Raw genomic sequence first — 4,050 nt, 5'->3', positions numbered from 1 at the left:
TAATCAGCGGATATATGAAGCCGGCAAAAGGAGAGATCTACATACGGGGAGAGCATGTATCTTCTTTTTCAGAAAGCAAATGGGCTGATTTTCGGCTTCACAATCTCGGTTTTATCTTTCAAACCTTCCAGCTGATCCCTAGCATGACGGCATTTGAGAATGTTGAGCTTCCATTAGTGCTGAATGGCATCGAGGAAAAAGAACGAAAAGAGATGGCGCAGAGCGTTTTAAAACGAGTGGGTCTTGAGCAATACGGCGAGCATTACCCTGGTGAATTGTCAGGCGGCCAGCAGCAACGAGTCAGCATCGCCCGGGCGCTCATATTAAATCCGCCTATCATTCTTGCAGACGAGCCGACAGGAAGCCTTGACAGTGAAAATGAAACAGAGCTTCTCACCTTTATTCAGGAGCTGAACAGAGAGCTCGGCATCACGTTCTTGATCATCACTCACGATCAGGAAGTCGCCTCGATCGCGCACCGTAAAGTTGTAATAAAAGATGGGTATTTATATGAGGGGAGAGCACGTCATGAAGTTCAAGGATAAGTACCGTTTTGTCCGAAAAAATATGAAAAAGAACCGTACCCGTGTTGTTATGACGATCGCTGCTTCAACGATCGGCTGTGCCTTTTTGATCATGCTTGCATCTATCGGATTCGCTTTTCATAAATCAGCTGTAGATGACGTCATGGGGAGAAGGCTGATGAACCAGATAGAGATCCAAGGCAATAATGGCCCTCTCAAGGATAAAAATGTAGAGGAACTGCGAAGCATTAACGGAGTTAAGGCCGTGACGAAAAAGCAATTCAGCGACAGCTCGATTTTCAAATATAAGGATTATACAGCAAGTACGAGTGTGATGTCGGCTGATATGAAAGCAGAGAAAAAGGCGGGTCTCGAGCTGTCTGCAGGTCGAATGCCTAAAAGCAAGTATGAAATTCTCGCAGGCTATCAATTTGCCAAAAGCTTCATTAAAGAACTGCCGGAAAACGCCTATGAGGGTCTGACAGAGGAAGAGTCAGCACAAAAGGCAGAAGAGAACCGCTTAAAACTGAAAAGCATGGCTGGTAAAAAGGTGATACACGAGTTTCCTGTTTTCAAGGATGGAAAAGAGAATGGGGTAGAAAAAGTAGAATTGACAATCGTTGGTGTGCTGAAAAAACCGTCTAAAGAGTGGGTTGAAGATGGAACGGTTTTTATCTCAGAAGAACTTCTGAAAGATATTAAAGCTAAAGGCAATCCAGAAGGGCAGCAAGAACCTTTTTATGAGGTACACGTTTACACGCATTCAGCAGAAGATGTGAAGGCAGTGACAGAAAAGATAGAAGAAAAAGGCTATATGACATACTCCGTAGTAAAAGATTTAAAAGAACTGAACGTAATTTTTATCATCTTTAAAGCAGGACTGATTTTTATCGGTGCAATCGCCGTCCTGATCGCTTCCATCGGCATTTTTAATACGATGACGATGGCGGTAACAGAGCGGTCGCAGGACATTGGAATCATGAAGGCGATTGGTGCTAACCCTAAAACGATCAAGAAAATCTTTTTGCTCGAGAGCGGATATATCGGCATTTGGGGTGCGGCTCTAGGCACATTGCTAGCTTATGCAGTGAGCAATCTCGTCAATTTCGGACTTCCGGTCGCGATTGAACAGTTTTCGGGTGAAAAGGTGCCTGAGAACTTTATTTTCTCATACATTCCATGGACTCTGACTGCCATTGCTGTCGGAATCTGCATGTCGGTGACGCTCATTTCCGGCTGGCGCCCTGCGGCAAAAGCAACACAAGTGGACGTGTTGAAAGCTTTGAGAAGAGATATATAATTTCATAATTTGTTGGCGTGACGTTTAAAAATTAGCTTCTTCGGATGAAAATAGAACATCTTGATTTATTTGGGAGGTTCTTAACTTGAAGAAGAGTATAACGGTCTTGCTGGTCTTGCTGCTGATCGTTTCTGCTGCCGGCTGCGGCAAGAAAAAAGAAGACCACGAGAATCATGAATCAAAAGCTTCAGCCAGTGACATTAAACGTTCTTCTAAAGAAGTGGTTCTAATGAACGCTGCAGGCAAAAAATCAGGAACTGTTCATTTGACTCAAACAGCAGAAGGGGTAGAAATCCATGTGAAAGCAGAAGGCCTCACTTCTGGTGAACACGGGTTTCACTTTCATGAAACAGCAAAATGCACAGCTCCTGATTTCGAGTCAGCTGGAAAGCATTTCAACCCTGGAAAACGAAAACATGGATTTAACAACCCTGAGGGCTTTCACGCAGGTGATATACCTAACCTGAAAACCGACAAATCTGGCAATGCAGAAGTAACATTTGTATCTCAGAACGTTACCCTTAACAAAGGTGCAGCCAATTCACTGCTGAGAAAAGGCGGAACGTCCATCGTCGTTCACGAAAAGGCGGATGACTATAAGACAGATCCATCAGGCAATTCAGGCGGTCGTATCCTGTGCGGTGAAATCAAATAACAGCCAACAAAAAAACACGCAGAGCGTGTTTTTTTGTTGGCTGGAGATAGCTGGGGGTACGGTACTCAATCCTTCAACAAGGCATAAATAGCTGGTTTCAAGAAGATGGTACCGTACCCCAAATAAGAAAAACATCTTTTGAAAATCGTCAGCTCCCTGTGCTCGTAAAGGCGCGGAGGCCTCTGTTCCAGAACCAGTAGGATACAGCGCAGCACGTCAAAGCGACGGCCGGTGTCCATAATGCCAGCTGCTGAAAGCCGGAGCCTTCAATAAAATAAGCAGCGGGATAAAAGGCGGTAAAGCCATATGGAATAATCCAAGTAAGCACATTTTGTATTCCTTTTTTATAGATGGTCAGAGGATAGCGGGCGAATTCGCTTAAGTTGAATACAGCCCAAACGATCGGCAGACTGTCGACCATCCAAAAAGACAGCGTGGCAAAAAATAAGTTAACAGCTACAAAAATAAAGCCTGATGCTAGAATCATTACAGCCAGCAGCAAAATTTCTGTAACTCCCCATGCTATGCCAAGTTCAGGCATAGCAGTGCCAAGGACGATCAGTCCGATTAAAAGCTGTCCGAAGCCGTCTTGCTGCAGTCTATCCGCTATAAAATGAAAGAGCGGATTAATAGGCCGGATAAGGAGACGGTCAAACTTTCCAGGCCTGATGTACTGCCACCCTAGTGTCCATAAGTTATCAAAAAAGATATGGTGGATTGATCTTCCGGTTGCAGCGATTCCGTAAATGAATAAAATCTCATAAAACGTCCAGCCATTCAGCTGCTGAATGTGGTCAAAAACGACTTTTATGAAAAAGATTCCAGCAAACTGCTGAAGCATAACAGACATTACTCCTAAAAAGAAGTCCATTCGATATTCCATCATGACCTTCATGTTTTGTTTGCAAAACAAATAATACAATTTTATATATCTCCGCATTAATTCCGCCTCCTGTCTATCCGCCGAAAATGGTTACTTTTTTAATGGCGATTGACCATAAAACGTTCATGAGCCAAAGAAAAAACACTGCCCAGATAAGCTGAACACCAATTGCCAAATATGCCTCAGTCCCGCTAAGCAGGCCTGTATAAATGGAAACAGGAATATAGACCATCGCCTGAAACGGGAGAAATAGACTTAATGATTGAAACCATTCAGGGAATAGGATCAGCGGAACGAGCGCCCCTGAAAAGAACGCAATTACGGCTTCTTTCATCACTTCAAGACCCCAAACGTTTACGGTCCAAAACGCGAGGATCGCAATTAATAAATCAAAAAACGTGCCGACAAAAATACCTAAAGCAGCACTCACTAGAAATAGGGCACCTTTTTCCCACGTGTCCGGCAATGAGATGTCCATAAAGAAATAAGAAAAAATTCCAAGCGGAAGGGCGCCTCGAATGAAAAACACGATCTTGTCTCCGGCATCCATCGCGATCATTCGGCTTATAAGGTGATATGGCCTCATTAGTTCAACGGCCACATTTCCGTCACGGATCGTTCCCGATAGCTCCCGTCCTACGCCAGAAACAAACATCTGCATAAACATCGCGACAATGATATAAGTGAG

5 protein-coding genes are annotated in these 4,050 nt (G+C 44.0%); 3 read left to right on the top strand and 2 right to left on the bottom strand.

Annotation, left to right across the window (positions count from 1 at the left end; all coding sequences use genetic code 11):
* From CGZ90_RS19245 to CGZ90_RS19235, 3 genes are all read left to right on the top strand, one after another.
* A partial coding sequence (locus CGZ90_RS19245; RefSeq protein ID WP_094254123.1) for an ABC transporter ATP-binding protein occupies positions 1-545 on the top strand: 545 nt, incomplete at its 5' end.
* Complete coding sequence (locus tag CGZ90_RS19240) at positions 529-1,824, top strand: ABC transporter permease (protein WP_094254122.1); 1,296 nt, start codon at positions 529-531, stop codon at positions 1,822-1,824. The genes CGZ90_RS19245 and CGZ90_RS19240, both read left to right, overlap by 17 nt.
* 85 nt (positions 1,825-1,909) lie before the next feature.
* A complete protein-coding gene (locus CGZ90_RS19235; protein WP_240515491.1) occupies positions 1,910-2,479 on the top strand; it encodes a superoxide dismutase family protein in 570 nt (189 codons plus the stop codon).
* A gap of 148 nt (positions 2,480-2,627) precedes the next feature.
* Here CGZ90_RS19235 and CGZ90_RS19230 read toward each other — a convergent pair whose 3' ends face one another.
* The gene (locus tag CGZ90_RS19230) at positions 2,628-3,419 is read right to left on the bottom strand and encodes an ABC transporter permease (RefSeq protein WP_094254120.1); all 792 of its coding nucleotides are present in this window, start codon (positions 3,417-3,419) and stop codon (positions 2,628-2,630) included.
* Between the two features lie 16 nt (positions 3,420-3,435).
* The coding region (locus tag CGZ90_RS19225) for an ABC transporter permease (RefSeq protein ID WP_094254119.1) at positions 3,436-4,050 on the bottom strand (615 nt) is incomplete at its 5' end.

This window comes from Fictibacillus aquaticus (genome assembly GCF_002245695.1).
GTDB classification, from domain to species: domain Bacteria; phylum Bacillota; class Bacilli; order Bacillales; family Fictibacillaceae; genus Fictibacillus; species Fictibacillus aquaticus.
The sequence above is the reverse complement of the archived record's forward strand: the minus strand, read 5'-3'. Positions and strand labels throughout refer to the sequence as shown.